The sequence below is a fragment of the Cryocola sp. 340MFSha3.1 genome (assembly GCF_000383315.1).
In the GTDB taxonomy this organism is placed as follows: Bacteria; Actinomycetota; Actinomycetes; order Actinomycetales; family Microbacteriaceae; genus Leifsonia.
Map to the genome: position 1 here is coordinate 558277 of NZ_KB911088.1, position 25590 is coordinate 583866.

Annotated in this window: 24 protein-coding genes; 13 read left to right on the plus strand and 11 right to left on the minus strand. The window is 70.9% G+C overall.

Annotated features, from left to right (window positions below; genetic code table 11):
• Window positions 1-45 precede the first annotated feature (45 nt).
• Entirely contained in the window at window positions 46-1761 is a 1716-nt protein-coding gene (locus H284_RS0113690) for an amidase (RefSeq protein WP_020076702.1), read from the minus strand.
• A complete protein-coding gene (locus tag H284_RS0113695; protein WP_020076703.1) occupies window positions 1758-2810 on the minus strand; it encodes an agmatine deiminase family protein in 1053 nt (350 codons plus the stop codon). The genes H284_RS0113690 and H284_RS0113695 overlap by 4 nt, the downstream gene beginning before the upstream one ends.
• A 78-nt stretch (window positions 2811-2888) precedes the next feature.
• On the opposite strand from H284_RS0113695, the gene H284_RS20290 reads away from it, so the two are divergent.
• A complete protein-coding gene (locus H284_RS20290) occupies window positions 2889-3527 on the plus strand; it encodes a TetR/AcrR family transcriptional regulator (RefSeq protein ID WP_020076704.1) in 639 nt (212 codons plus the stop codon).
• Between the two features lie 4 nt (window positions 3528-3531).
• Here H284_RS20290 and H284_RS0113705 read toward each other — a convergent pair whose 3' ends face one another.
• From H284_RS0113705 to H284_RS0113735, 6 genes are all read right to left on the minus strand, one after another.
• Window positions 3532-4584: an alpha/beta hydrolase gene (locus tag H284_RS0113705; RefSeq protein ID WP_020076705.1), complete on the minus strand. Its 1053-nt coding sequence runs from the start codon at window positions 4582-4584 to the stop codon at window positions 3532-3534.
• Window positions 4581-5465, minus strand: a complete 885-nt coding sequence (locus H284_RS0113710; protein WP_231371297.1) for an alpha/beta hydrolase — start codon at window positions 5463-5465, stop codon at window positions 4581-4583. The genes H284_RS0113705 and H284_RS0113710 overlap by 4 nt, the downstream gene beginning before the upstream one ends.
• Window positions 5465-6223: a 3-hydroxybutyrate dehydrogenase gene (locus H284_RS0113715; RefSeq protein WP_020076707.1), complete on the minus strand. Its 759-nt coding sequence runs from the start codon at window positions 6221-6223 to the stop codon at window positions 5465-5467. Before H284_RS0113715 ends, H284_RS0113710 begins: the two co-directional genes overlap by 1 nt.
• Before the next feature lie 120 nt (window positions 6224-6343).
• Window positions 6344-7324, minus strand: a complete 981-nt coding sequence (locus tag H284_RS0113720) for a Gfo/Idh/MocA family protein (RefSeq protein ID WP_018192265.1) — start codon at window positions 7322-7324, stop codon at window positions 6344-6346.
• A gap of 300 nt (window positions 7325-7624) precedes the next feature.
• Complete coding sequence (locus tag H284_RS0113730; RefSeq protein WP_020076708.1) at window positions 7625-8692, minus strand: ABC transporter ATP-binding protein; 1068 nt, start codon at window positions 8690-8692, stop codon at window positions 7625-7627.
• Window positions 8676-9683 (minus strand): ABC transporter ATP-binding protein, encoded by a 1008-nt coding sequence (locus tag H284_RS0113735; protein ID WP_020076709.1) that lies wholly within the window; start codon window positions 9681-9683, stop codon window positions 8676-8678. The genes H284_RS0113730 and H284_RS0113735 overlap by 17 nt, the downstream gene beginning before the upstream one ends.
• Before the next feature lie 165 nt (window positions 9684-9848).
• Here H284_RS0113735 and H284_RS0113740 point away from each other — a divergent pair, with 165 nt between their 5' ends.
• From H284_RS0113740 to H284_RS0113770, 7 genes are read left to right on the plus strand one after another with little or no spacing between them, the layout of a single operon-like run.
• Window positions 9849-11057, plus strand: coding sequence for a dipeptidase (locus H284_RS0113740; protein ID WP_018192262.1), 1209 nt, complete (start codon window positions 9849-9851; stop codon window positions 11055-11057).
• Window positions 11057-12673, plus strand: a complete 1617-nt coding sequence (locus H284_RS0113745) for an ABC transporter substrate-binding protein (RefSeq protein ID WP_018192261.1) — start codon at window positions 11057-11059, stop codon at window positions 12671-12673. Before H284_RS0113740 ends, H284_RS0113745 begins: the two co-directional genes overlap by 1 nt.
• A gap of 21 nt (window positions 12674-12694) precedes the next feature.
• The gene (locus tag H284_RS0113750; RefSeq protein ID WP_018192260.1) at window positions 12695-13657 is read left to right on the plus strand and encodes an ABC transporter permease; all 963 of its coding nucleotides are present in this window, start codon (window positions 12695-12697) and stop codon (window positions 13655-13657) included.
• Complete coding sequence (locus H284_RS0113755; RefSeq protein WP_018192259.1) at window positions 13654-14550, plus strand: ABC transporter permease; 897 nt, start codon at window positions 13654-13656, stop codon at window positions 14548-14550. The genes H284_RS0113750 and H284_RS0113755 overlap by 4 nt, the downstream gene beginning before the upstream one ends.
• A 14-nt stretch (window positions 14551-14564) precedes the next feature.
• Window positions 14565-15737: a M24 family metallopeptidase gene (locus tag H284_RS0113760; RefSeq protein WP_018192258.1), complete on the plus strand. Its 1173-nt coding sequence runs from the start codon at window positions 14565-14567 to the stop codon at window positions 15735-15737.
• 52 nt (window positions 15738-15789) lie between these two features.
• A complete protein-coding gene (locus tag H284_RS0113765) occupies window positions 15790-16698 on the plus strand; it encodes an alpha/beta fold hydrolase (protein WP_018192257.1) in 909 nt (302 codons plus the stop codon).
• Window positions 16629-17741, plus strand: coding sequence for an Lrp/AsnC family transcriptional regulator (locus H284_RS0113770; RefSeq protein ID WP_231371233.1), 1113 nt, complete (start codon window positions 16629-16631; stop codon window positions 17739-17741). The genes H284_RS0113765 and H284_RS0113770 overlap by 70 nt, the downstream gene beginning before the upstream one ends.
• A gap of 290 nt (window positions 17742-18031) precedes the next feature.
• Here H284_RS0113770 and H284_RS0113775 read toward each other — a convergent pair whose 3' ends face one another.
• A complete protein-coding gene (locus H284_RS0113775; RefSeq protein WP_018192255.1) occupies window positions 18032-19555 on the minus strand; it encodes an ATP-dependent DNA ligase in 1524 nt (507 codons plus the stop codon).
• Window positions 19556-19615: 60 nt separating this feature from the next.
• Here H284_RS0113775 and H284_RS0113780 point away from each other — a divergent pair, with 60 nt between their 5' ends.
• The 5 genes from H284_RS0113780 (at window position 19616) to H284_RS0113800 (ending at window position 24233) form a co-directional block, all read left to right on the plus strand.
• Complete coding sequence (locus H284_RS0113780) at window positions 19616-19987, plus strand: cupin domain-containing protein (protein ID WP_018192254.1); 372 nt, start codon at window positions 19616-19618, stop codon at window positions 19985-19987.
• 76 nt (window positions 19988-20063) lie between these two features.
• Complete coding sequence (locus H284_RS0113785; RefSeq protein WP_018192253.1) at window positions 20064-21755, plus strand: circularly permuted type 2 ATP-grasp protein; 1692 nt, start codon at window positions 20064-20066, stop codon at window positions 21753-21755.
• Window positions 21749-22675, plus strand: coding sequence for an alpha-E domain-containing protein (locus tag H284_RS0113790; RefSeq protein WP_018192252.1), 927 nt, complete (start codon window positions 21749-21751; stop codon window positions 22673-22675). The genes H284_RS0113785 and H284_RS0113790 overlap by 7 nt, the downstream gene beginning before the upstream one ends.
• A complete protein-coding gene (locus H284_RS0113795) occupies window positions 22672-23529 on the plus strand; it encodes a transglutaminase family protein (RefSeq protein ID WP_020076710.1) in 858 nt (285 codons plus the stop codon). The genes H284_RS0113790 and H284_RS0113795 overlap by 4 nt, the downstream gene beginning before the upstream one ends.
• Window positions 23530-23654: 125 nt before the next feature.
• Window positions 23655-24233: a TetR family transcriptional regulator gene (locus H284_RS0113800; RefSeq protein WP_018192250.1), complete on the plus strand. Its 579-nt coding sequence runs from the start codon at window positions 23655-23657 to the stop codon at window positions 24231-24233.
• Between the two features lie 143 nt (window positions 24234-24376).
• On the opposite strand, the gene H284_RS0113805 is transcribed toward H284_RS0113800, so the two are convergent.
• Together H284_RS0113805 and H284_RS0113810 are read right to left on the minus strand one after the other, a co-directional pair.
• The gene (locus H284_RS0113805) at window positions 24377-25078 is read right to left on the minus strand and encodes a DedA family protein (RefSeq protein ID WP_018192249.1); all 702 of its coding nucleotides are present in this window, start codon (window positions 25076-25078) and stop codon (window positions 24377-24379) included.
• A gap of 69 nt (window positions 25079-25147) precedes the next feature.
• Window positions 25148-25588, minus strand: coding sequence for a YkvA family protein (locus H284_RS0113810; RefSeq protein WP_026307299.1), 441 nt, complete (start codon window positions 25586-25588; stop codon window positions 25148-25150).
• Window positions 25589-25590: the final 2 nt, after the last annotated feature.

A 25590-nucleotide genomic window follows, 5' to 3' on the forward strand; every position in this document is an offset into this window, starting at 1 on the left:
CATCCGCATCCACCGCGCGACGGACCCCGAGGAGGCTGGCCGGTGCTACCCGAGGCGCGGTGTGCGCGACGGCTCGGTGCGCCGCTCGCCGGTCGCCTCGAACGCCGCGGCGAGGGCGAGAAGCCGGGCATCGTCGTAGGCGCGGCCGGCGAAGGTGAGTCCGACCGGCATCCCGATGTCGTCCATCGTGCCCATCGGCACGGTCACGGTCGGGATGCCGAGGTGCCGCGGCACGAGGTTGCCGTTCGCGACCCAGACGCCGTTGCGCCAGCCGAGGTCGGCCGAGTCCGGGTTGACGTCCATGTCGGCCGGCCCCACGTCGGCGACGGCGGGGAAGACGACGGCGTCGAGACCGAGCCCGTCCATCCACTCCTCCAGGTCGACGCGCCGGGTCTCCTCGAGGCCGCGCAGGCCGTCGGCCAGCTCGGGGATGTCGGCGAGGGCCGTGCCGGGATGCGCGCGCACCCAGGCGGGGTAGTCGGCGATGTCGTCCTCGAAGCCGTCGTAGCGGTCCGGCAGGGCGCCCTCCGGGTGAGGGAAGATGCGCTCGCCGTCGACGTCGGCGAGAGTCCGGAGCGCCGGGTCGCCGTTGGCGGCGAGGAAGTCGTCCCACGCCCACGCCGACAGGTCGACGATCTCTCGCCGCAGGAACTCGGGGCTGACCAGGCCGCGCGTCGCGATGGAGGGTGCGCCGGCCCGGTCGCCCTCGTAGTTGCTGACCGCCGGGAAGTCGACCTCGACGACCGTCGCGCCGGCCGCCTCCAGGTCGCGGCGGGCGCGCTCCCACAGCGCGATGACGGACGGGCGCGTCTCGATCCGCTGACCGGTCGCGCCCCCGATGCCACCGCGGCCGCTCGGTCCGCCGTCGCCTGTGCCCGCCTCCGGGTCGGCGTTGATGTACATCCGCGGCACGCCGAACCGCCGTCCGGCGAGCGAGGCGCTCCCGGCGAGGGCGGGATACGACGCGGGCCGCAGCTCCGACGCCCGCGGGATCGGCACCCACGGCTGCGCGCGCCAGAAGTCCCCGCGGGTCTCCGGGTCGTCGGCCACGATCACGTCGAGCACCTCGAGCAGATCGGCGACGGTGCGCGTGTGCGGCACCACCACATCCATCGTCGGCACCAGGGGCCAGTTGCCGCGCACCGAGATGATGCCGCGCGACGGCGTGTAGGCGCACAGTGCGTTATTGGATGCGGGGGCGCGCCCTGACGACCACGTCTCCTCGCCGAGGCCGAACGCCGCGAAGCTTGCTGCGGTGGCCGTGCCGGAGCCGTTCGACGAACCGGAGCCGAACGCGGCGGTGAGGTAGTCGCCGTTGTAGGGGGACTCGGCGCGCCCGTAGACGCCGCGCTGCATCCCGCCGTTCGCCATCGGCGGCATGTTGGTGAGGCCGAGGAGGATGGCGCCCCCGGCGCGCAGGCGCTCGATCGTGAACGCGTCGCGCTGGGCGACCAGGTGCTCGAACGCCGGGGAACCGGCCGCCGCGGTGAGCCCGCGCGCCAGGTAGCTGTCCTTCGCGGTGTACGGGATGCCGTCGAGCGGTCCGAGCGTCTCGCCGCGCGACCGCCGGGCGTCGGAGGCGCGCGCCTCCGCGAGCGCGTCCGGGTTGCGGACCACCACCGCGTTGAGGCGCGGGCCGGCCGCGTCGTACGCGTCGATCCGGGCGAGGTAGGCGGTGACCAGCTCCTCGCTCGTGGTCTCGCCGGCCTCCAGTGCTCGCCGCAGCTCGGCGATGGGCGTCTCGACGACGTCGAAGGTCATCGGGCGTCCTGCGCTGCCGGGGCCACGGCTGGCTGCTGCTGTGTGATGCAGTGGATGCCGCCGCCGCGCTGGAAGATCGGGCGCGAGTCGACCATCGTCACCCGCCGGCCGGGGTACGCGGCCTCGAGGATCTCGGTGGCTTCCGCGTCCGCGCGCTCCTCGCCGAAACCGCACGCCACGATGCCGTCGTTGACGACGAGGTGGTTGACGTAGCTCCAGTCGACGAAGCCCTCCTCGTCCCGAAGCGTGGCGGGGGCGGGCAGGTCGATGATGTCCCAGCTGCGTCCGGCTGCATCCGTCGTGCCGGAGAGCAGGGCGCGCAGCTCGCGTGACACCAGGTGGTCGGGATGCTCGGGGTCGCGCTGGTCGTGCAGCAGCAGCCGGCCGGGGGAGGGGATGGTGGCGACGATGTCGACGTGGCCGTTCGTCCCGAAGTCGTCGTAGTCGCGGGTGAGGCCGCGCGGAAGCCAGACGGCGTGCGTCGCGCCGATCGTGCGGGCGAGCTCGGCCTCCACCCGCTCCTTGTCGGCGTAGCGATTGCGCCGCGGGTCGAGCTGGACGGTCTCGGTCAACAGCACGGTGCCTTCGCCGTCGACGTGGATGCCGCCGCCCTCGTTGACCAGGAGCGAGCTGATCAGCTCGGCGCCGGTGCGCTCGGCGACGAAGCGGGCGATCTCGGCCGACTTGTGCCACTCCGCCCACTCGGGGTCGCCCCAGCCGTTGAACGTCCAGTCGACGGCCCCGAGCACACCCGGCCGCTCGTCGTCGACCACGAAGGTGGGGCCGAAGTCGCGCATCCAGAACTCGTCGAGCGGGGCTTCGACCTGTTCGACGTGGCTGCCGAGCATGCGGCGGGCGCGGTCGCGCTCGGTGGGGTCGACGACCATCGTGATCGGCTCGTACTCGGCGACCGCGTGGGCGACGGCGGTCCACGACGCGTAAGCCTCCTCGGCTGATGCGGCGTCGTCGCCGAGAGTCAGGCCGGCGCGGGGGAACGCCATCCAGGTGCGCTCGTGCGGTGCGGTCTCTGCGGGCATGCGCCAGGTCATCGGTGTCCTCCGCGGTCGGCGACGAGTGTTGATCGAATGATCAATATCTGAGGCGACCGTACCTATACTGGGCGGACCATGTCAAGAGCACCCCGCCGCCCGCCCGCGGAACGTCGTGCCGAACTCTCGGCGGCCGCCCGCGACCTCGCGCTCACCGACGGGCTCACCGCGGTGACCATGCGCGGCGTCGCCGGTCGCGCCGGGGTCGCTCCCGCCCTGGTCGCGCACTACCACCCGGTGATGGATGAGCTGGTCGCCTCCGCCTTCGCCGCGGTCGTCGCCGCCGAATTGGAGGAGGTGCGTGCCCTCCTCGATCGGGAAGTCGACCCGACGGCGCGCCTCGCCGCGCTGCTGCGGACGCTGCTCGACGGCACCCGCGACGATGTCACCCTCGTCTGGGTCGAGGCCTGGGCGCTCGGCCGGCGGAACGACGCGCTCGCCGCCGCCGTGCGCGACCAGATGGACGCCTGGCAGGCGCTCATCCTCGACGTCGTCGAGCGCGGTGTCGCAGCCGGGGTCTTCCACGCCGACGACCCGGCGCAGGCCGCGTGGCAGCTGCTCGGCATGATCGACGGCCTCAACGCGCAGGCCCTGGTCCGCTGGGGCGCGGGCGGCGACCGCGGGCCCGTCCTCGCCCACGCGGTCGAGGGGCTCCTCGGACTCCGCCGCGGCACGCTCGACGCCGCGCCGGCCCCGGGTGCCGCGGCCGAGTCGTGAGTACTCAGCCGATCCAAGCGAGCAGCTCGGCGCGGAACTCGTCCGGCTTCTCGATGTGGGCGGAGTGCCCGCAGTCCTCGAACACGACCTCGCGCGTGGTGCCTCCGGCCGCGGCGTAGCGGTCGAGCACAGCGCGCGTCTGGACGAGCATCGGCTGCGGCGGAGCGACCTGATCGCCCGGCCACCCCGGGATGATGCCCGCGGCGCCCAGCTGGTTGAGGTCGAAGAAGGAGGCGTCGCCGACGATCGCGTCGACCGCGCCGTGGATCCACAGGATGGGCGGCTTGGCCTGCGCATCCACGATGCCCGAGGTGTCGAAGTACATCGGGGCCAGGGTGTTGAGGATGCCGCGCGTGCCCGGCGCGAATCCCGGCCAGTGCTCCGACGCGCTCGCATCGCCGGGGTAGTTGTCGGGGCCGGTCGCCGTGGAGAGCATCGACTCCACCCAGAGGTCCTCGTACTCGGAGACGAACCCGGGTGCGACGTAGGAGGAGCGGTACACGGCGCGCGGCGACGTCGGCGATTCCTCGCCGGTGTCCCCGGCCGCCAAGCGCGCCACGAAGTCCGGGTTGGCGCCGCCGCCTCCCGTGCCCGACGCGTCCGGGTTGAGCAGGCTGCCGTCGGCGGCCGTCCCGCCGAAGCCGTAGGGGGAGACGGGGGAGACCAGGGTGAGGCTCGCGACGAGGTCCGGCCGATCGAGCAGCAGCTGCATGACCACGCCGCCGCCGAGGCTCCAGCCGACCACGTGCACCGCGCCGAGATCGAGCTCGTCCGCCACCGCCGCGACGTCGTCGGAGAAGTCGCGGACGCCGCGGGTCGCATCCACCGGGAGGGTCTCGCTGTCGCCGAACCCGCGGAGGTCGACCGCGAGCGCGCGCACGCCCTCCGGCAGCGACAGCATGAGCGGCTGCCAGAACAAGGACGACGAGACGTTTCCGTGCACGAACAGCACGGTACGGAGCGGGTCGCCCGCGGCCGGGCGCTCCAGCACGTTGGCGGTGTAACGGGAGGTGCGGACGGCGCGGGCGTCGATGCCGGGCAGCAGCGTTCCACTCATCGGGGTGTCTCCTTCGGGTCGAGGACGGGGAGGACCTGCCGCAGGCCGGCATCGGTCATGAGGATCGTGTAGTGGTTCACGTCGTGGGCCTCGTGGATGCGCATCCCGGGCAGGCGCTCCCGCCACTCGTCGATGACGGCGGGGTCGTAGAGCGGCGGTCCGTCGAGGAGGCCGCGCGGTGCGCGCACGAAGTCGATCGGGAGGCGGAGGGCGGCCAGCGCCTCGGCGTACCCGGCCGACCCGTCGAGCTCGAGCGCGTTCACGGACACGGCGTCGGGGTCGGCGCTCGACCGCAGCTCCGGCGCGTCGCCGACGAGGTCGTACGCGACGTAGTCGGCGATGGCGGCGTTCCACCACGGACCGATCGCGGGATGCCGCCGCCAGAACGCCTCGTACTCCTCCGGCGACGCGAACCGCATCCGCAGACGCTCGAGAGCCGGGCCAAGGATCACGGCCGGGAGGTCCTCGGGCGGAACACCCTCGGGAGCGGGGACGGGCAGGCCGCCGTCGATCAGCACCAGCCTCTCGACCCGGTCCGGGTGGCGTTCGGCGAAGCGGACCGCGACGAAGCCGCCCATGGAGTGACCCGCGGCCACCACCCGGTCGACCGCGAGCGCATCCAGTGCCCTGGCCAGATCGTCGGCGTGCTGCGTGAGCCCGAACGGGGCCGGGAGCCCGGAGCTGCGGCCGCGCCCGCGCAGGTCCGGCGCGATCAGCCGGTGCGGAAGCGCGTCGGCGGCGAGCAGCCAGGCGCGGTGACTGGCCGTGATGCCGTGGATGGCGAGGATCGGCATCCCCTCGGCGTCCGGATGCCACACACCGCCGGCGAGGTCGCCGCCGTCGACCGGGACCGCGAACGGCGTGTACTCCGTCGCGGTCATCACCGGGCGCTCCACCCGCCGTCCATCGTGTAGCTCGCACCGGTGACCATGCCCGCGTCGTCACCGGCGAGCCAGAGCGCCAGACTCGCCACTTCGGTCGGCTCCACCAGGCGCTTGATCGACGCCTCGGTCAGCATCACCTTCTCGACCACCTCGTCCTCCGGGATGCCGTGCAGACGCGCCTGGTCGGCGATCTGCTTCTCGACGAGCGGGGTGCGGACGTAGCCGGGATTGATGCAGTTGGAGGTGACGCCGTGCGCTCCGCCCTCGAGCGCGGTCGTCTTCGAGAGCCCCTCCAGGGCGTGCTTGGCGGTGACGTACGCCGACTTGAACTCGGACGCCCGCAGGCCGTGGACGCTGGAGATGTTGACGATCCGGCCGAAGCCCCGCTCGTACATCCCGGGCAGCGCCGCGCGGATGAGGAGGAACGGAGCCTCCACCATGATCCGCAGCATCAGGGCGAACGTCTCCGGCTCGAACTCGGGGATCGGGCGGACGTGCTGGATGCCGGCGTTGTTCACGAGGATGTCGACGTCCGCTGACGCGTCGGCAGCCGCGTCGGCCAGCTCGCCGGTCATCGACAGGTCCACCTCCCAGGCGTCGCCGCCGAGCCGCGCCGCGACCTCGCGCGCCGCGTCGCCGTTCAGGTCGGCGATCGTCACCCGTGCGCCCGCGGCCGCGAACGCCTGGGCGCAGGCGAGCCCGATGCCGCTGGCGCCGCCGGTGACCAGCGCGCGCCTCCCCGTGAGATCGGTCATCGATGACGCTCCTTCCCGCCGGGCCAGCGGCCCGCGGGCCGCGGATCGCCGTGCGCTCCACGCGCACTCTAACGCCGGGCGACGGGAACGGGGAAGAGCGGTGGGCGGCCGGGTCGCGCCTCAGCCGTAGACGAGGCCGATGCGCTCCCGGATGGTGTCGAGCGTGCCCATGATGGCGACCGACTGCGAGAGAGGCAGGCGAACATCCTCTCCCCCTCCTGCCGCGATCAGCCGCTCGATCGCGCGCGCCTGGTACTGCATCCCGCGCCCGTCGATGCGCGACTCGTACGTCTCGATGACGTGGCCCTTCGGGTCGACGACCCGGAAGGAGGTGGGCGCGTAGAAGGTCGCGGCGAGCTCGACCCGCGCGTCCGTCCCGATGACGGTGGCGCTGTTGTCGCCCGCGGCGTCCAGCTCGGTGGTGAGCGCCGCCTGAGCGCCGCTCTCGTAACCGAGCAGGATGGACGTCTGGCGGTCGACGCCGGTCGCGGTCGGTGTCGACAGGGCGAGCACCTGGTTCGGTGCGCCCAGCACATCCCACGCGAACGACACCGGGTAGATGCCGAGATCGAGCAGCGCGCCGCCGCCGAGCGCCGGGTTCAGCATCCGGGCGGCCGGGTCGGGGTTCGTGAGCTGGACGTGGTGGGCGACGACCGAGCGCAGCTCGCCGAGGGTGCCGTCGCTGATGATCTCCTGCAGGCGCTCCATGTGGGGCAGCCACCGCGTCCACATCGCCTCGAGCGCGACCAGTCCGCCCGCGCGGGCGGCGTCGGCGATCTGCTGCGCTTCGGCCTCGTTCATCGTGAACGGCTTCTCGACGAGGACGTGCTTCCCGGCCGCGAGCGCGAGCAGGGCGTTGGGGGCGTGCTGCGGATGCGGCGTCGCGACGTAGACGATGTCGACATCCGGATCGGCGACGAGCTCCTCATAGCTGCCGTGCGACCGGGGCACGGCGTGCGCGGCGGCGAACTGCGCGGCCGCCTCCGGGGTGCGGGAGCCGACCGCGGCGACGGTGTGGCCGTCGAGCTGCAGGTCGCGGGTCATGGCGGCCGCGATGCCGCCCGTTCCGAGGATGCCCCACGCGGGGGAGGAGGTCGTCATGCGGTCATCGTACCGACGGCGGGCGGGTGGACGTTCGGCGGTCGGTCGTCCGGAACGGAGGTGGATCGGGCCGCCGGCGTCAAGACGTCCTCCGTTTCCGGTGATACATCGGCGCAGCGGAGGGATTCTCCTCCGATTCCGGCGTGCCGACGGGATTGGGAGGAAGGGAGGAGAAACGGCGCGACTCGCCGCCGCGAGGCCGGAATCGGAGGAGATTCTGGCCGCGGCGGGCGTGGGATCCTCCGTTTCGCGCGTGGGGAAGGGGACGCGGGAGGGAGAGGCGGCGAAGGTGACTGGGCGTCACGCGACCGGGAGGCCGACGGCCTCCTCGGCGTGGTGGCAGGCCACCTCGCGCAGCGGAATGCCGGGTCCGTCGAGCGGGCGGAGCGGCGGGATTACCGTGCGGCACTCGTCGGTCGCCATCCAGCAGCGCGGGTTGAAACGGCAGCCCGACGGCGGGTCCACCGGCGACGGCGGCTCCCCGGCGAGGATGCGCCGCTGCGCCAGGCGGCCACGGCCCTCGCGGGTGGCGGTCGGCGTCGCCGACAGCAGCGCCTGGGTGTAGGGATGCGACGGGCTCTCGTAGAGCACGTCGGTGTCGCCGAGCTCTGCGATCCGGCCCAGGTACATGACGGCCACGCGGTCGGCGATGTGCCGGACCACGGACAGATCGTGAGCGATGAACACGATCGACACCCCGAGGCGGCGACGGATGTCGCCCAGCAGGTTGATCACCTGCGCCTGCACCGACACGTCGAGCGCGGAGACCGGTTCGTCGCAGACCAGGACGTCCGGGTCGAGCGCCAGGGCGCGGGCGATGCCGATGCGCTGCCGCTGCCCGCCGGAGAACTGGTGCGGGAAGCGCGTGAGCATGTCCTCGCCGAGTCCGACCAGCTCAAGCAGCTCGACGGCCCGTGCGCGCCGAGCGGAGCGGTTCATCGCGTGGGCCGCGGCGATCGGCTCGGTGACGATGTCGAGCACCGTCATGCGCGGGTCGAGGGAGGCGTACGGGTCCTGGAAGATCATCTGCACCCCCTCGCGGAGGTGCTTGCGGTCGCGCCGGCGGCCGCGTCCCACGTCGGTGCCGCGGTACGCGAGCGTGCCCTCATCGGGACGTTCGAGGCCGACGAGCATGCGCGCGAGAGTCGACTTGCCGCATCCCGACTCCCCGACGATGCCGAGGATCTCGCCGGCGTGCAGGTCGAGCGAGATGCCGTCGACCGCCGAGACGGTCGCCGACCGCAACGCGGAGCCGGTCGCGAAACGGCGGACGAGGCCGTGCGCGCTGAGGACGACCTCGGCTTCCGGGGCGGTCGGGTCGCCGGCGCGGGAGTCGATGACGGTGCGGGTATCAGGGGACGAGTTCACCGATGAGCTCCTCGGATCGGATGCAGGCCGCCCGCCGACCGGGGGCGACCTCTTCGAGCGGGGGACGGATGCTGCGGCAGGCCTCGACGGCCAGGTGGCAGCAGGGATGGAACGAGCAGCCGGACGGGACGCGCGCCGGACTCGGCGGCGACCCGGGGATGGTGAGCAGATCCGACCCGCGCTGCGCCGCCTGCGGAACCGACCGCAGGAGAGCCTCTGTGTACGGGTGCGCCGGGCGAGCGAACACCGTGTCGGCGTCGCCGGACTCCACGATCCGGCCGGCGTACATGACGGCCACCCGGTCGGCGACCTCCATGACGACGCCCAGGTCGTGCGTGATCAGGAGCACGCCCATCCCGAGCCGGTCGCGCAGCGAGCCCAGCAGGTCGAGGATCTGCGCCTGCACGGTGACGTCGAGCGCGGTCGTCGGCTCGTCCGCGATGAGGAGTTCCGGCTCCAGGGCGATGGCCATGGCGATCAGGATGCGCTGACGCATGCCACCGGAGAACTGGTGCGGGTAGTCGTCGACCCGGCGCTCCGGGGCGGGGATGCCGACGAGCGCGAGCAGTTCCGAGGCCCGGGCGCGCGCCTCCTTCCGGCCGGCGCCGCGGTGCACGCGGAAGAGCTCGCCGATCTGGTCGCCGATCGTCATCACCGGGTTGAGTGCCGAGAGGGCGTCCTGCAGGACGAGCGAGATGCGCTCGCCGCGGAGTCGCCTGCGCGCCTCCTCGCTCACGGACAGCAGGTCGACGTCGCCCAGGCGCAGCACGTCGGCCGTGACCCGGGTGTTCTCCTCGCCGAGGCCCATGATGGCCCGCGCGGTGACCGACTTGCCTGAGCCGGACTCGCCCAGGAGCGCCACGAACTCGCCCCGGCCGACGCGGAGGTCGACCTCGCGAACCGCGGGGATGTCCGGGCCGCCGCCGGTGAAGGCCACGGAGAGATTGCGTACCTGCAGCACGTCGGTGCTGTGCGCGTTCGATGTGTCCACGTCGACATCCTCGCATGTGAGTCGTTTCCGGAATGTTTCAATCAGGAAACATCCGTGCCGAATTTTCAAATCAATGTTGACACAGCCGCCGGATATCCGCGAGATTTGCTGCTGTTGCGCCTGATTGCGCAGCGGCCTCAACCTCACCAGGACGAAGGAGACAGCGTGCTCGACCCCGCCCCGCGCTACACGGGCTACACCGCATACGACTACCTGGAGGCCGGCAAGGACTACCGCGAGTTCCGCTACGCCAAGCAGATCAACCGGGTGCCCGAGTACGCCGGCCTCGACCTCAGCGACGACCAGGCGGAGCGCACGACGCGCCTCCTCTCCGAGTCGACGGTCATCTCCCTGCACGACCACGTGCAGGTCTTCCCCGAAGACATGACCCAGCTCCGCGACCACATCCGCCAGGGCCGCGAACCAACCGGCTACCAGGGCCTCTCGCGCTCGGGGATCACGGCGGTCTTCGACAACGGGATGGACGGCACCTGCTGCATCTCGAGCGACGCCGGCTGGAAGTACCAGGACGTGCTCTTCGACCTCGGCGTCCGCATGGCCGACCTGGCCCACCAGGACTTCGTCATCAAGGGCGAGACGATCAAGGACATCGAGTACGCCGCCGAGACCGGGCGCATCGCCCACATCTTCGCCCTCGAGGCGGCGACCCCGATCGAGAACGAGGTCGACCGGCTCGACGTGCTGTACGGCTTCGGCGTGCGCCAGATGGGCATCGCGTACTCGGAGGCGAACTACCTGGGCTCCGGGCTCAAGGAGCGCGGTGACGGCGGGCTGACGTACTTCGGCGAACGCGCCGTCGAGCGGATGAACAAGCTGGGCATCGCGATCGACGTCTCGCACTCGGGCGACCGCACGGCGGTGGATGCGATCAAGGCCTCCACGAAGCCGGTCTTCATCACCCATGCGGGAGCCCGCGGCCTGTGGCCGACGAACCGCATGAAGACGGACGAGACGATCATCGAGTGCGCCAAGCGCGGCGGTGTCATCGGCATCGAGGCCGCACCGCACACGACGCTGTCGCCCCAGCACCCGCGTCACTCGCTGGAATCGGTCATGGACCACTTCCAGTACTGCGTCGACCTGGTCGGCCTGGAGCACGTCAGCTTCGGACCGGACACCCTCTTCGGCGACCACGTCGGACTGCACGACGCGTTCGCGTCCAACCTGTCCCTCGGGCAGGCGCACGGGAAGGTCGACTACGAGAAGGTCGAGTACGTCGACGGCCTCGAGAACCCGGCCGAGGAGTTCTACAACATCATCGGCTGGCTGGTGAAGCACGACTACTCCGACGACGAGATCCGCGCCGTCGTGGGTGGAAACACTCTTCGGGTCCTGAAGGAGGTGTGGGTCTGATGCGCCCACGGAAGATCGCGGTCGCGGCGGCCACTCTCGCCGTCGCGGCCCTGGCGCTGAGCGCGTGTGCGCCGAGCGCACCGCCCGCGGCGAGCTCCGCCACGGCCGGCTCGGCGACGCTCACAATCGCCACGACGACCGATGTCGTCAACTACAACCCGCTCGTCGGCAACAGCCGCAGCGACTACTGGATCACCAACCTCATGTATCCGCACCTGCTGGAGATCGCGAACGACGGTTCGAAGAAGCCGCAGCTCGCCACCAAGTGGGGTTACGTGAACGACACCACCGGGTACTACGAGATCCGCGACGACATGAAGTGGAGCGACGGCCAGCCGCTCACCGCGGAGGACGTCGCGTGGACGATGAACGCGGTGAAGAAGGACAAGCCCTCCGGCACCTTCTACGGCCAGCTCGCCAACCTCGACACGGCGAAGGCGGTGTCGAAGACGCGGGTCGAGTTCACCCTGACCAAGCCGGATTCGTCGATCGTCGACGAGATCGGCTTCTGGGGCAACATCGTCCCGAAGCACGTGTTCGAGAAGGCCGACTCGGTCGCCACGTTCCCGAACGACGGCAAGGACGGCGGCTGGGTCAGCGCCGGACCGTACAAGCTGTCGGCGGTGCAGGTGGGGCAGAGCTACACGCTCGACCGCGTCGACGACTACCCGCTGGTCGAGGGCGGCACGCCGCTCTCCGCCAAGGTCGTGTACCGGGTCTTCCCGGACGTCAACACGGAGATCCTCGCGCTGCAGAGCGGTGAAGTGGATGCGATCGCCAACGCGCTGCCCCCGGCGCAGGTCGCGAAGCTGAAGTCGACGAGCGGCATCACGGTCACCGAGGCGGTCGGGCTGGGCTACGCCCACATGACCTACAACATGAAGAACCCGGTTCTCGCGAAGCTCGAGGTGCGTCAGGCGCTCGCCCACGCGGTCGACTACGACGCGATCCGCAAGGTCGTGCTGCAGGGTCAGGCCGTGTCGACCGGGTCGAGCCCGCTGATGCCGGTGCTGAAGGACTACTACGACAAGTCCATCAAGGAGTACTCGTTCGACACGGACGAGGCGCGGTCGCTGATGGAGGAGGCGGGATACACGGCCGGCTCCGACGGGATGTTCCCGGTCAAGTTCCGGCTGATCTACTCGCTCCAGGACAGCGTCACCTCGCAGTGGGCGACCCTCGTCAAGGACAGCGCGGCGAAGGCGGGCATCCCGATCGAGCTCCAGGGCACCGAGCGGAACACCTACCTCGCGATGACCAACAAGGGCGACTTCGACATCTACGCCGGCAACTTCGCCATCATGGACGACCCGGTGACGAACATGACGCTCGCCTACCTCCCCGGAGGCGCCATCAACTACAGCTACGTCGACGACGCGAAGCTCAACGACCTGATCGCCCAGGGCGCCGCGACCACCGACAAGAAGGAGAAGGTGAAGCTGATGCGGGAGGCCGCGAAGATCGTGCGGGACAACGTGTACGACAACATCATGTACACGCAGAACCTGTACTTCGCGTCCAGCTCGAAGTGGACCGGGTTCGTCTCGAAGCCCAGCGAGCTGCTGTCCATCGTCAACCCGATCTCGGTCGCCAGCGCGCACCCGACCGGCAAGTAACCGAAAGCGAGGCCGACCCGCGTGTCCCGGTTCCTGTTCCTGCTCCCGAGGCTCGGGAGGGGTGTGCTCACGATCTGGTTCGCCGTGACCGTGACGTTCCTCCTGCTGCGCCTGCTGCCCGGAGACCCGGCGCTGGCGGTCGCCAGCCCGAACATGACCGAGGACACGCGGGCGGCCCTGCTCCAGCAGTACGGGCTCGATCAGCCGCTGATCGTGCAGTACGGCATCTATCTGTGGCAGCTCGTCCAGGGAAACCTGGGGGTCTCGTTCACGCAGTCGATTCCTGTGCTCGACGTGCTGATGCAGCGACTCCCGTGGACACTGCTGCTCACCGGCACCGCTCTGGTGCTCACGGTGGCCGTCGGCATCCCGCTCGGGGTGCTGGCGGCCTCCCACCGCGGCCGCTTCCTCGACAAGGTCGTGCAGATCGTCGGCGTCACCGGCCAGTCCATCTTCGTCCCGAGCATCGGCGTGCTGCTGCTGTTCGTGTTCGGGCTGATGCTGCACTGGCTGCCGATCGGCGGAGCGTACGACCAGGACGCCTACGGCATGGCCTGGTACGGCTCGGTGGCCAGCCATCTCATCCTGCCGGCGGTGTCGCTCATGCTGGTGCAGCTCGGCTCGTACGTGCTCACCATGCGCTCGACGTTGATCGACGCGCTGGGGGAGGACTACACGACCCTGGCCCGGGCCAACGGCCTCCCGTACCGCCGTGTGCTGTGGAAGCACGCCCTGCGGAACGCGCTGCTCCCGACCACGACGCTGATCGGGCTTCAGCTGGGCTTCCTCGTCGGCGGCGCCGTCCTCACCGAGACCGTGTTCGCCTACCCGGGCATCGGCCGCGGGATCTACGAGGCGGTCACGCAGCTCGACTTCCCGGTGCTGCAGGGCGCGTTCCTGATGCTCGCCATCACGGTCGTGGTGGCGAACATGATCACCGACACCGTCTACGGATTCCTCGACCCGAGAGTGAAGAAGGCATGACCCAGGCAGCAGTCACCGAGGCCGCGGTCGGCATCGAGCCGGTCGCCCTGGAGAACGGCCGCGCGGCCGCGCAGACCTGGCGGGCGTTCCGCCGGGAGCCGCTCGGGATGCTGGCGCTCGCCGTCCTCATCCTGCTCACCATCGTCGCGATCGCGGCCCCGCTGATCGCGCCCTATCCGCCGAGCTACGGCGACCCCGTCCTCGCGCCGCCGAGCGGCGCCCATTGGTTCGGCACCGACAGCCTCGGCCGGGATGTGTTCGGCGAGGTGGTCTGGGGGTCGCAGCAGAGCATCCTGGTCGCGGTGGCGGCCTCCGCCATCGCCATCGTCGTCGGGACCATCGTCGCCGTCGCCGGCGCGTACTTCCGCCGGCTCGACGGCTTCATCAGCGTCGTCGTCGACCTGACCCTGTCGCTCCCGGTGCTGCCGCTGATGATCCTCATCGCCGCGCTGGTCGGACCGAGCACCACCACGATCATCCTCGTCGTCGCCGCCTTCTCCTGGCCGGAGGTCACGCGTCTGGTGCGGTCGCAGGCGCTGACCGTCGTGCGCCTCCCGTACGTCGACGCCGCCCGGCTGATGACCTCCTCCCCGCTGTGGATCATCGTGCGGCACGTGGTCCCGGCGGTCACTCCCGTGATCGTCGTCTCGGTCGTCGTCACCGCCTCGCGCGCCGTGCTCTCCGCCGCCGGCCTGGCCTTCCTCGGGCTGGGCGATCCGAATGTCTGGTCGTGGGGGCGCATCCTCTACGAGGCGCAGCAGTCGGGCGCGATGTCGAGCGCCTGGTGGCTGACCCTGTTCCCGTCCATCGCGATCCTGCTGCTCGTGCTCTCGGCGACACTGCTGTCCATCGCCTACAACGACGCGCGCAACCCCAAGTCGCGTCGCCGCTGATCCGAAGGAGACCCGTGTTCCGCACCCGGCTGACCGCCGACGCGCTCGACCGCATCCAGAACCGCGTCCGCTCCCGGCTCGCCACCGAGGGGCTCGACGCCCTGCTGACCGACGCGCCGGAGGACGTCGCCTACCTGACCGGCTTCTTCCATCATCCGAGCGAACGGCCGGTGGCGGTGTGGATGGATGCGGACGGCCGAACGGTCCTCCTCGTCCCCGAGCTCGAGCGGGAGAACGCGGAACGCCAGTCCGCCCGGGCAGAGCTGGTGTCCTATCCCGAGTTCCCCGGGGTCCTCCCGCCGTTCCGCGCGCTCGCAGACCGGGTGGGGCGGGCCGGCCGCGTGGGGTTCTCGACCGGGATGACGTGGGAGCGGCAGGCGGCTGCATTCGCGGAACTCGAGGCAGGCGAGGCCGTTGCGACGCCGCTGGTCACCGTGGCGCGCTACGTGAAGCTGCCCGAGGAGGTCGCCCTGCACGCCGAGGCGGCGCGCATCACCGACCTGATGCTCGAATCCGGCGTCGCCCTGATCCGCGAGCGCGTGTCGGCCGGCGGCGAGCTGCCGAGCGAGGCGGAGCTCGCCTCGCACGTCGGCGGCGTCGGCGTCTCGACGATGTACGCCGAGCACGACGATGTCGTCGTCGTGTCGCCGCTCGCGGGCGGTCTCGTTTACGCGGGCGCGAACTCCGCCTACCCGCACGGGCTGCCGTCCGGGTACCGACTGCGGCCCGGCGACACCTTCATGCTCTCGCTCGGCTGCGCCGTCGGCGGCCGCTTCGTCGAGGGGGAGCGCACCTTCGTGCTCGGCACGCCGACCGCCGACCAGCGGCGCTACCACGACGCCGTCCGGCTCGCGCAGGCCACAGGCGCCTCCGCCATCCGGCCCGGCCGCGAGTGCCGCCAGGCGAACGCCGACTGCCTCGACGTCATCCGGGAGGCGGGCCTCGGCGAGTACCTCCGCCATCGGCAGGGGCACGGCATCGGGCTCGGGATGCACGAGCCGCCGTGGCTGGAGGACGGCGACCCGACTCTGCTCGAAGCGGGGATGATCGTCTCCAACGAGCCGGGCGTCTACATTCCCGGGCATGCCGGTTACCGCATCTCCGACTCCATGCTGGTCACGGAGGACGGCGCGAAGCCGCTGACCGCGTGCCCCCGCGACCTGGAACACTGCACCATCGACCTCTGAACCACCGAACTCCGAACCACCGCACCACAGCACCGCCATCGAAAGGAACACCGTGACAACAGACGTCTCCCCCGAGTTCGCCGCCGCGACCACCACCGCGCAGTTCGTCGAGATCAACGGCAATCGCCTCGCCGTCGAGGTGCTCGGACCGGAGGGGGCGCCGGTGATCATCACCCACCACGGCGCACCCGGTCTTGGTTCGCGTGCCGAGCCGCGCGCCAGCTTCGGGCGCCTGGCGGACGAGTACCGCGTCGTCGTGTTCGATGCGCGCGGCTCGGGCGAGAGCGAGGGCAACGGCGAGTTCAGCCACGAGCAGTGGGCGGCCGACATCGACGCGTTGCGGGAGTGGATCGGCGCCGAGCGGATCGTCATGGCCGGCGGCTCGTACGGCGGCTTCATGTCGCTGGAGTACGCGACGCGGTACCCGGACCGGGTGCTCGCCCTTGTGTTGCGCGACACGGCCGCCGACAACTCCCACTCGGAGCTGTCCCGGAAGAACGCGCTCGCCTCCGACCGGGTGACCGTCGACATGGACAAGTTCGACCGCATCGACGAGGGCCGCGTGCGCGACAACGACGACCTGCGTGACTGCTGGCGCGAGATCCTCCCGCTGTACGACTACGTCTACGACCCGGAGACGGTCGAACGGAAGGTCGAGGCCACCCCGTACCGCTACGAAGCGCACAACTACGCCTTCTCGAAGAACCTTCCGACCTATGATCTGAAGGGGGCGCTCCCGGGGATCACCGCACCCACGCTGGTGACCGTCGGGCGGACCGACTGGATCACGCCGGTCTCGTGCTCGGAGACGATCGTGTCGCTCATCCCGGATGCGCGGCTGGCGATCTTCGAGAAATCGGGTCACTCCCCCCAGATCGAGGAGGCGGAGGCATGGACGGACACGGTGCGGGGATTCCTGCACGAAGTGGTGCCGCCGGTGCGGAGCGCGGCGTCCGAGTGAAGGCGCTCGACACCCTCGACGACCTCGACCGCCGCATCATCGTCGCGCTCCAGCACGACGGACGAGCGAGCTGGACCGCGATCGCGGACATGGTCGGCAGCTCCTCCGCCACCGTCGCCCGCCGCGGCCAGCAGCTGGTGCAGGACGGCGTCGTGCGGATCGCCGTCGTGCCGGCGCTCGGCAGCTCCGGGCAGGTCGACACCTTCCTGGTGCGGCTGAACTGCCGTCCGGGCACACAGCTCGAGGTCGCGGCAGCGCTCGTGGAGCACGCCGACGTCCGCTTCCTCACGCTGGTGACCGGGCAGTACGACATCATGGCGGAGGTCGTGGTGACGGGAGGAGCGGCGCACTACCCGCAACTCATCCAGCAGCTGCAGTCCATCGCCGGCATCAAGCGCTGGCGCAGCGACCTCATCATGCACGTGCACAAGGTGCGGCACGACTGGAGCCGACAGCTGTTCGCCGAGACGATGAAGCTCCCGCAGGAGGACGAGAAGGCGTCGCTGGTCGACGCCGAGATGTGCGAACCGGACCACCTCGACGAGGCCGACCGCCGCATCCTCGCCGCCCTCCGCGACGACGGCCGCGTCACCTTCCAGGCCATCGGCGACCGGACGGGCATGAACGAGTCCAGCGTGCGGCGCCGCTTCGACCGGATGCGCGCGAACCACTGCCTCGACATCCTCACGCTCGTCCCCGCGGCGGCGCTCGGGATGGGTGCGGAGACGCTGCTGCTGGTCAAGGTCGCGCCGTCCCGGCTGGAGGCGGTCGCGCAGGAGCTCTCCGGGTATCCGGCTGTGCGCTACCTCGCTTCGCTGCTGGATGACAATTCCCTGTTCTGCGAGCTGATCACGCCGTCCGTGGGGGAACTGAACCAGTTCATCTCGCACACCCTCTCGGTGCTCGAGGGCGTCGAGGGCTGGACCGGCGCGATGGAGCTGCTGTACCTCAAGCGCGGCTTCATCGAGACGCCGTGGTGGCGGGCGCAGGTCGGCTACGCCGACGAGGCGGAGCGGCGGGAGGCGGCGCGCCTGCGGGCGTGACACTCGCCTCCGCGCCCAGGGCGGTCGGCTCCGTCGGTGCTGCGGAAACGGAGGACATCCCGCACGTCCGGCTCCGCGCATCCTCCGTTCGTGGCGAAACGCCGCGCGTCGCCGTGGGAATTCCTCCCTTTCCACGGCCGCCGGGGCACCTTTCCCGCGTCCGCGAGGCGGCGGGAAACGGAGGAGTTTCGGTCCGACACTCCGGCGGAATGCGCGGAACGGAGGATGCGGGGAGCCGGGCGTCCGGGTTCTCCTCCGTTTCGGTGCGAGGGCGAGGCGGGTGTGGGCGGTCACTCCCGGAGGAGGCCGCGCAGCGTTTCGATCGTGTCGGCCTCGCCGGCGTCCTTGTCGTCGCGGTAGCGCTTGACGCGGGCGAAGCGCAGGGCGATGCCGCCGGGGTAGCGGCTGGATCGCTGCACGCCGTCGATCGCGATCTCCACCACGGTCGTCGGCGCGACCCAGACCGTCCCGGCGGTTCGCCGCACCTCGATCTCCTGGAAGTGCTCCGTCTGCCAGGCGAGGAGCTTGTCGGTGAGGCCCTTGAAGGTCTTGCCGACCATCACGAACCCGCCCGGCTCGCCGAACGCGCCCTCCGGATCGCGGGCGCCGAGGTGGATGTTCGACAGCAGCCCCTGCCGCCGCCCCGACCCCCACTCCACGGCGAGGACGACCAGGTCGTAGGTGTGCACCGGCTTCACCTTCACCCAGCTGGAGCCCCGCCGACCCGCAGCGTAGGGCGAGTCGATCGCCTTGACGACCACGCCCTCCTGCCCGGCGGAAAGGGCGTCGCGCGCGACGCGCTCGGCAACCTCGGGGTCGGCCGTGACCTCGCCGGGGATGCGATGGTCGCCGGCCACGCGCTCCAGCTCCGCCAGCCGGGTGGACAGCGGCTCGTCGAGCAGATCGCGGCCGTCGACGTGCAGGATGTCGAAGAACCAGGGATGCAACACCGTCTCGCGCACGGCATCCGCGCCGAATCTCGACATTGTCTCCTGGAAGGGCCGGGGAGCGCCGTCCTCATCCAGCGACAGGGTCTCTCCGTCGAGGATCACGTCGCGCACCGGCAGTCGCCGCGCCACCTCGACCACCTCCGGCACGCGGTGGGTGATGTCCGCGAGGTTGCGGGTGAAGACGCGCACCTCGTCGCCGTGGCGATGCACCTGGATGCGCGCGCCGTCGAGCTTGTACTCGACCGACGCCTCGCCGGTCGTTGCCAGGGCCTCCGCCGCGCTCGGGGCGGACGCCGCCAGCATCGGCAGAACCGGTCGGCCCACGACCAGGCCGACCGCATCGAGCTCCTCCGCGGTGCCGGTCAGCGCGAGGCGTGCCGTCTCGCCGAGGTTTCCGGACAGCATCGCCGCGCGGCGCACGCTGTCGCCGGGGCGGTCCGCGGCCCGGGCGATCGCATCCATCAGCACACCCTCGAGTGCCCCGGTGCGCATCTCGCCGAGGAGCACGCGCGCGATGAAGTCCTGCTCGCGTGCGGTGGCCCGCGCCGTGAAGTCGCGGAGGGCGCGGTTGCGCTCGCCGGCCGAGCCGGATCCCGACAGCGCCGCGAGGCGGTCGAGCAGCGCATCCAGATCGTCGACGGTCAGAGAGGCCTCCGACGCGGGCTCGCCCATCGCGCCGTTGAGCCCGCGCCAGCCGACGCCGACGCGACCCTGCCGCGCCTTGCCGACGAGGAAACCGACGGCCGGAGCGATCTCCTCCGGGTCGAGGTCGGCGAGGAGCGTCGCGAGCGCATCCACCTTCGCCAGCCGGGAGCGAGTGGATGCGACGGTCTCGGCCGTCGTCACGAGCGTGTCGAGGAGCACGTCCCCATACAACCACCGGCCTCCGACGTCGCACGGCCGGGCCGGTTCTAGGCTGGCCACATGAACACGGTCCACAACCTCGACGCCGCCTTCGCCCTCATCCCGGAGCCCTGGCAGCCGCACCGGCTCGCGAGCGTCAACGACTACGACGTGAAGGTGGCGCGCCTGCGCGGCGAGTTCGTCTGGCACGCGCATCCCGAGACCGACGAGCTCTTCCTCGTCATCGAGGGGCGGCTCACCATCCAGCTGAGCGACGGGGATGTGGAGCTCGGTCCGCACGACGTGTTCGTCGTCCCGCGCGGCGTCGAGCACTGCCCGAAGGCCGACGAGGACGCGCTCGTCGTGATGGTGGAGCCGAAGGGGACCGTCAACACCGGCGACCGTCCGGGCGAGCGAACCGCCGAGCTGCGCGAACTCGCCGACGAGGTCTGACCGGCCGCGGGCGGCATCGAAACACTCGCAACACCACCGAAACGCGGGCGAAACGCGTCGCCGATAGCGTCTGGCCATGGGCGAGCTGTTCGGTGGATACGCGACCGCGGCGTCCGGCAGGCGTCAGGGCGGCAGCACCCCCTTCGATGAGATGTTCGCGGACGTGACAGCAGCGGAGGGCGGCATCCGCCCGGCCTATCGCGAGCTGTTCGCGGCCCTCGCCTCGCTCACCCAGGAGGAGCTGCGGGGGCGGACGGAGGCGCTGGCCAGGTCGTACCTCGCGCAGGGCGTGACCTTCGACTTCGCCGGCGAGGAGCGCCCGTTCCCGCTGGATGCCGTCCCGCGGGTGATCGAGCAGGACGAGTGGGCCCACGTCGAGGCGGGGGTCAGGCAACGCGTCAGGGCGCTCGAAGCGTTCCTCAGCGACGTGTACGGCGACCAGAACGCTGTCCGCGACGGTGTCATCCCGGCGGGGCTGATCACCTCGTCGGCGCATTTCCACCGGGCGGCGGCCGGGATCGCGACGGCCAACGGCGTCCGGATCCAGGTGTCGGGCATCGACCTGATCCGTGACGAGGTCGGAGCGTGGCGCGTTCTCGAGGACAACGTCCGCGTCCCGAGCGGCGTCAGCTACGTCATCTCGAACCGGCGCGTGATGGCCCAGACGCTTCCCGAGCTGTTCACGTCGATGCGGGTGCGCCCGGTCGGCGACTATCCGTATCGCCTGCTCCAGGCGCTCCGGGCGAGCGCCCCGGACGGCATGGAGAACCCGAACGTCGTCGTGCTGACCCCCGGGGTCTACAACTCCGCCTACTTCGAGCACACCCTCCTCGCCCGGCTGATGGGGGTCGAGCTGGTCGAGGGGCGCGACCTGTTCTGCTCGGGGGGTCACGTGTGGATGCGCACCACGTCGGGACCGCAGAAGGTCGACGTGATCTACCGGAGGATCGACGACGACTTCATCGATCCGCTTCAGTTCCGCGTCGACTCCGTCCTCGGCACGCCGGGCCTGATGCTGGCCGCGCGGCTCGGGAATGTGACGATCGCCAACGCCGTCGGCAACGGCGTCGCCGACGACAAGCTCGTCTACACGTACCTTCCCGACCTCATCCGCTATTACCTGGCCGAGGAGCCGGTGCTCCCCAACGTCGACACCTGGCGCTTGGAGGAACCGGAGTCGCTCGCCGAGGTGCTCGACCGGCTCGACGAGCTCGTCGTCAAGCCGGTCGACGGCTCCGGCGGCAAGGGTCTCGTGATCGGGCCGGACGCCTCCCGCGCGGAGCTCGCCGACCTTCGCGCACGTCTCGCCGCCGACCCGCGCGGGTGGATCGCTCAGCCGGTCGTGCAGTTGTCGACCATCCCCACACTGGTCGACGACGGGATGCGCCCGCGGCATGTCGACCTCCGCCCGTTCGCCGTCAACGACGGCCGAGACATCTGGGTCCTCCCCGGAGGTCTCACCCGGGTCGCCCTCGCCGAGGGCCAGCTGGTCGTCAACAGCAGCCAGGGCGGCGGATCGAAGGACACCTGGGTGGTCGGCGCCCCGGCGACCGACGTGCCGGCCGACCGTTCGGGTCAGCGGCGCCCCGGCGATGCAGCGGAGGGCGCCTCTCGGGTGGCGGGAATCGTCGCCGAGCAGGCGGCGGGGCCGGGTGTCTCCGCCCACCACGTGCCCGACCACTCTGCGGAGGATGCGCCGCGCTCCGATCAGCAGCAGCAACAGCAACAGCAGCAGCAGGGCGTCCCGGCGGAGGTCACCTCATGCTGAGTCGCATCGCCTCCTCGCTCTTCTGGATCGGCCGCTACATCGAGCGGAGCGACGGCACCGCCCGCATCCTCGACGTTCACCTGCAACTCCTCCTCGAAGACCCGTGGATCGACGAGGACACCGCGTGCCGATCGCTCCTCAGCGTGATGGGCAGCCCGGCACCGGAGTCCGCGATCGTTCGGGAGGACGTGCTCCGCATCCTGGCGGTCGACCGCGCGGCGCCCGCATCCATCGTCTATTCGCTGGCGTCTGCGCGGGAGAACGCCCGGCGCGCCCGCGAGATCATCTCGACCGAACTCTGGGAGTGCCTCAACACCACGACCGCGCGGATGCCGCGACGGGTGACCAGCGACAAGGTGCACGAGTTCTTCAGCTGGGTGCGCGAGCGGGCGGCGCTCGCCGTCGGGCTGATGGAGTCCGGGGCGAGCCGCGACGAGGCCTGGCACTTCTTCACCCTCGGCCGCAGCCTGGAGCGGGCCGACATGACGGCACGCCTGCTCGCGACGCGGTCGCTGACCGAGGCGAGCGGGCCGAGCTGGACGACCCTCCTGCGCTCCTGCGGTGCCTACGAGGCCTACCTGCGGACGTACCGCGGAGTGCCGTCCGCGAGGAACGCTGCGGAGTTCCTCCTCCACGACAGGCTTTTCCCGCGATCGATCCTCTACTCGGTGGCGCGCGCGGTGGACAGTCTGCGCGAGATCGAGCCGAGACTGGAGCGGGTCGGGGTCTCCGATCAGGCGGCACGGATGCTCGGGCAGGTGCGCAGCGAACTCGAGTTCCGGCCGGTGGCCGACGTGCTCGACGACCTCCCGGCCTTCATGTCCGCCATCCAGGACGCGACGAGTGCGGCGACGACGGCGGTCGCCATGCGGTACTTCCCCGAGAGCGTCGCGCCGAGCTGGACGGGGGACAGGGCGTGAAACGGCTCAGGATCGTGCATTCGACGGGCTACCGCTATGACGGCGACGTGACCGCCTCGTACAACGAGGCGCGCATGCTTCCCGTCTCCGGCTCTCGGCAACTCGTGCTCCACTCGTCTCTCGATGTGCAGCCGGTCTCCTCCCACCACCAGTACACGGACTACTGGGGCACCAGGGTCCTGGCGTTCGACGTGCTGGCCCCGCACAGCGAACTGACGATCACGGCGAGCAGTCTCGTGGAGGTGCTCGAGGCGGAGCACCCCACCTCGACTGTCGGCTGGGAGGAGCTCGCCGCCGTCGTCCCGAGGTCCGCCGCGTGCGTCGAGCAGCTCCGTCAGACGGCGCTCACCGCTCCGCCGCCCTCGCTGGCCGAGCTCGCCGGATCCGTCGTGACCGACCTCGGACCCGACGTCGACGGACCCTGCGCCGCCGCCCAGGCGATCGTCGCCGCCGTGTCGTCCGAGATGGAGTACGTGAGCGGAGTGACCGGCGTTCGAACCGCTGCCGCCGAAGCGTGGGATGCGCGGAGCGGGGTCTGCCAGGACATCGCCCACGTCGCGGTCGGGGCACTCCGGTCCGTGGGGATTCCCGCGCGCTACGTCTCCGGCTATCTGCATCCCCAAGCGGACGCCGCCGTCGGGGAGACCGTCGTGGGGGAGTCGCACGCGTGGGTGGAGTGGTTCTGCGGCGGGTGGCACGGTTACGATCCGACGAACAGCATCCCCATCGGCGATCGTCACGTGCGCGTCGGCCACGGCCGGGACTACACCGACGTCACACCCCTCCGAGGCGTCTACGCGGGCGGCAGCGGGTCAGAACTGTTCGTCTCGGTCTCCATCACCCGGGAGGCGTGAGTCGGCGCCCAGGATCCCTTCGCGCCGTGTTCGTTTCCCCACCCTCCCGTGACCGCTTTTCCTCTGGTGGAGGGGCGCCCACGATATCGTCGTCTCACACGCCACTTCGGGAGACGGGCCTTCGCATGCCGAGACAGGAGCGCGCGGAGAGAACGCGCCTCGCCATCCTCGACGCCGCCGCCGCGGAGTTCGACGAGCACGGGTACGAGGGCGCTCGCCTGGAGCGGATCGTCGAGCGGACGGGCGCGACAAAGGGCGCGGTGTACTTCCACTTCCGTTCGAAGCTCGATATCGCCCGGGCCCTGGTCGCCGAGAAGTACGCGAATTGGCCGGTCATCATCGGGGAGGTCGAGGAGTCCGGGTTGCGGGGACTCCCTGCCGCGCGGGAGCTGACGCGCCGCGTCGGTGCGCTGCTGGCCTCGGACGTGCGCGTCCGTGCCGCCATGAAGCTGTCGCAGACCGTGCTGCCGCCGTCCGCCGACGAGAACCCCTACGCGCGCTGGGTCGCCGTTCTCTCACAGCTTCTGGAGCAGGAGACCGAGGACCGCGGCGGCCCGGAGGTGGATGCGCGAGCCGTCGCGACGGTCGCGGTGCACGGCATCTTCGGGGCGTACATGATCGCGGACGAGCGCGGGACGCTCGATGCGCTCGCGTCGGACATCGAGAGGATCTGGGACGTCCTCGCCGTGCCCTTCGGCCGCTGAACCCGATTTGCACTCAAACCGGTGAGTCCGTATGTTTTGGCGCGGGGACACCGACGACACTCGGCGTCGTCACCGGGGGAGTACGCCCCGTCTCTTCGCGAGTCGGGGCGTACCCTCGACCCGAGCGCACCCGCGCGCCTCGGTCATGACGACGGGTCCGCATCCCGTCGCGTTGCGCGATGACGCAGGATGCGGCGGAGCACGAGCCATCCGAGCACGAGACCGACGGCCGCGTAGACGACGATGTCGATGTACTCGGTGTACCGCTCGACGAGGTGGTACTGCGTGCCGAGGGCGAACCCGGCACCCACGAGGATCGCGTTCCAGAGCAGTGTCCCGGCCAGGGTGAACGCCGCGAACCGGCCGAACGGCATCCGTGTCGCGCCCGCGGGGAGCGAGATCAGGCTCCGCACCAGGGGCACGAGCCTCCCGAAGAAGACGGCGCCGCGGCCGTGGCGCTTCAGCCAGTCCGCGGCCTTGGTGAAGTCGTCCTCCTCGACCAGGGGCAGCCGTGACAGCAGCCGGACGGCACGCTCCTCGCCCAGCGTGCGGCCGAGGACGTACAGGATGGCCGCCCCGGCGAAGCTGCCGAGCGTCGCCGCGAGCAGCACGAGCACCACGTTGAGCGACCCCTGGTACGCGAGGAATCCGGCGAACGGCAGGATCACCTCGCTCGGGATCGGCGGGAACACCACCTCCGCCAACGAGCACAGTCCCACCCCGATCTCGCCGAGGGCGGTCATGACGCGCGCGGCGAGACCGGCGATGCCGCCGAGCTCGGACGGGTCGGCCTGCGTCCGCAGCGGGGACGCGGCCAGGGGCAGGGCGAGAAGCTGTCCTGTCATGGCGACGACGGTACCCGCGACTCGATGGGAAACGCGTGGATGTGCGGGGGCCTCCCAGCACCCGAAGCGTTACATCCCTGGTCGCCGGCCGGGCGGCCGTTCCACGCGCGCGAGCGCCAGAAGGCTGTCGAGGCCGTCCGCCGTCCCCGGCCAGTTGCGTTCGAGCGCGTCGTAGCCCGCGTGCTTCACGGCGAAGCGCACCGCGACGATCGTGAGGATCGCATCGTCGGCGTAGCCGATACCGGGAAGGAAGTCGGGGATGAGGTCGATCGGGAGGATCAGGTACACGAGCAGCCCGTAGAGCCACCAGCGGGTGGCGCGCGGTACGGCCGGATCGGTGGCGAGCCGCCGGATCAGGCGGACGACGTCGGGCACCAGGCGCAGGATCGCCCGCCAGTCCACATCGCGTCCGGCCCGGCGCTGCTGCACGACGAGGACCACCACGAGGGCGATCCACATCACGACCAGGGCGACGAGCACACCGATGACGGTCCAGATCCATCCCGGCATCG

Bases quoted from the DNA above. Each gene is read 5' to 3' on its own strand.
- H284_RS0113690 (WP_020076702.1), bottom strand. From the start codon at position 1,761: ATGACCTTCGACGTCGTCGAGACGCCCATCGCCGAGCTGCGGCGAGCA.
- H284_RS0113695 (WP_020076703.1), bottom strand. From the start codon at position 2,810: ATGACCTGGCGCATGCCCGCAGAGACCGCACCGCACGAGCGCACCTGG.
- H284_RS20290 (WP_020076704.1), top strand. From the start codon at position 2,889: ATGTCAAGAGCACCCCGCCGCCCGCCCGCGGAACGTCGTGCCGAACTC.
- H284_RS0113705 (WP_020076705.1), bottom strand. From the start codon at position 4,584: ATGAGTGGAACGCTGCTGCCCGGCATCGACGCCCGCGCCGTCCGCACC.
- H284_RS0113710 (WP_231371297.1), bottom strand. From the start codon at position 5,465: ATGACCGCGACGGAGTACACGCCGTTCGCGGTCCCGGTCGACGGCGGC.
- H284_RS0113715 (WP_020076707.1), bottom strand. From the start codon at position 6,223: ATGACCGATCTCACGGGGAGGCGCGCGCTGGTCACCGGCGGCGCCAGC.
- H284_RS0113720 (WP_018192265.1), bottom strand. From the start codon at position 7,324: ATGACGACCTCCTCCCCCGCGTGGGGCATCCTCGGAACGGGCGGCATC.
- H284_RS0113745 (WP_018192261.1), top strand. From the start codon at position 11,057: ATGCGCCCACGGAAGATCGCGGTCGCGGCGGCCACTCTCGCCGTCGCG.
- H284_RS0113755 (WP_018192259.1), top strand. From the start codon at position 13,654: ATGACCCAGGCAGCAGTCACCGAGGCCGCGGTCGGCATCGAGCCGGTC.
- H284_RS0113770 (WP_231371233.1), top strand. From the start codon at position 16,629: ATGGACGGACACGGTGCGGGGATTCCTGCACGAAGTGGTGCCGCCGGT.
- H284_RS0113780 (WP_018192254.1), top strand. From the start codon at position 19,616: ATGAACACGGTCCACAACCTCGACGCCGCCTTCGCCCTCATCCCGGAG.
- H284_RS0113785 (WP_018192253.1), top strand. From the start codon at position 20,064: ATGGGCGAGCTGTTCGGTGGATACGCGACCGCGGCGTCCGGCAGGCGT.
- H284_RS0113790 (WP_018192252.1), top strand. From the start codon at position 21,749: ATGCTGAGTCGCATCGCCTCCTCGCTCTTCTGGATCGGCCGCTACATC.
- H284_RS0113800 (WP_018192250.1), top strand. From the start codon at position 23,655: ATGCCGAGACAGGAGCGCGCGGAGAGAACGCGCCTCGCCATCCTCGAC.
- H284_RS0113805 (WP_018192249.1), bottom strand. From the start codon at position 25,078: ATGACAGGACAGCTTCTCGCCCTGCCCCTGGCCGCGTCCCCGCTGCGG.
- H284_RS0113810 (WP_026307299.1), bottom strand. From the start codon at position 25,588: ATGCCGGGATGGATCTGGACCGTCATCGGTGTGCTCGTCGCCCTGGTC.